Genomic DNA, 1,211 nt, shown 5'->3' with positions numbered 1-1,211 from the left:
TGGGTTCTCATCGCCAGCATCCGCATGCTCACGCGGCGGCTCGCAAGACCATGAAATCCAACCGATCTTTATGATTCAGGCACTGAGGCATCCATGTCGCTGTGAGATTGCGCCATCCATCCGCTTGATCTTGATCATATTGGGCGTTGTGAGCGGGGCTTATGCAGAATTGAAGGCGCTGAAACTCTCCCAAGAAAGACTTGTGGCTGGAGGAAAGCCAAAAAACATCGATACCCGTAGGTCGCTGTATGATCGCAACACTGGATAACCTCGATATCCGGTGCAGACCATTTCCGACCAATCGCCTTCACCCGCGGCGGAGGCATAGGTTGTGCAGTCCTGTTCGATGTCGACATCGGTGTAAGCACTCGATATCTCCCCGGCCGCAGTTGTGTGGGTGAATCCTAGAACGACAACAGCCAGAACGTAATTACGCATCAGATCCCTCCTGAATCGGCGAAAGGGACGATGATCGGGCAGCACGAAATTCGAACCAGCCGGCCCATTTCGCGCCTCTCCGTGCAATGTGCGCGCTACATCGGACATTTGGTGGCTTGGTGATCGGCGTAGTCGGCGAAAATCTTCTGCTTGACCGAGGTTGCGTAGCGGCCATCCTCGCGTTGGATCGCCTGGACCAGGTAGAAATCCTGGATTGGGAAGTGATTTGAGTTGTAGCGGAAGTTTCCGCGCGGAGAGGCGAAGTCGGCCGCTCTCAACGCCTTACGGAGTTCATTTTTGTTCGAAAGATCGCCCTCCACTGCAGCAACAGCGGAGTCGATCAGAAGCGCGGCATCATAGGCCTGAACGGCAAAACTCGAGGGCAGATAGCCATATTCGACCTCAAAGGCCTCGACGAAGGCGGCGTTGACCTCGTTCTTAAGATCCGGCGCCCATTGCGAGGCGCTGTAATAGCCGACCGCCGCGTCCCGGGTCGCCGGAAGGGTGATTTCGTCGACCGTCCATACCGACAGGAATGGAATGGTGTCAGCAAGCCCGGCCTGCGCAAATTGGCGCGTCAGCGTGATGCCCATGCCACCGGGCATGAAGACAAGCACCGCATCGGGAGCGAACGCACGGATTTGCGCCAGTTCGGCGGCAAAGTCTATATGGCCGAGTGGCACATCAGGGCCCCGAACTCGGGTTAACGCGCTTTCGCTGTTGTGGGTTGGCTGATTCCATGGGTGCTCGGTTGATTCGGAGCGCCCGCCATG

General features: G+C 57.0%; 2 protein-coding genes. One reads left to right on the top strand and one right to left on the bottom strand.

Annotated features, from left to right (window positions below; genetic code table 11):
- On the top strand, positions 1–268 hold a 268-nt coding region (locus GM910_RS27070; RefSeq protein ID WP_210253323.1), incomplete at its 5' end, for a hypothetical protein.
- A 265-nt stretch (positions 269–533) separates the two neighbouring features.
- Here GM910_RS27070 and GM910_RS26880 read toward each other — a convergent pair.
- Positions 534–1,211: ABC transporter substrate-binding protein (locus GM910_RS26880; RefSeq protein ID WP_159593965.1), on the bottom strand; the 678-nt coding region annotated here is incomplete at its 5' end.

The sequence above is a fragment of the Chelativorans xinjiangensis genome, assembly GCF_009812055.1.
Classification (GTDB): Bacteria; Pseudomonadota; Alphaproteobacteria; order Rhizobiales; family Rhizobiaceae; genus Chelativorans; species Chelativorans xinjiangense.
The sequence above is the reverse complement of the archived record's forward strand: the minus strand, read 5'-3'. Positions and strand labels throughout refer to the sequence as shown.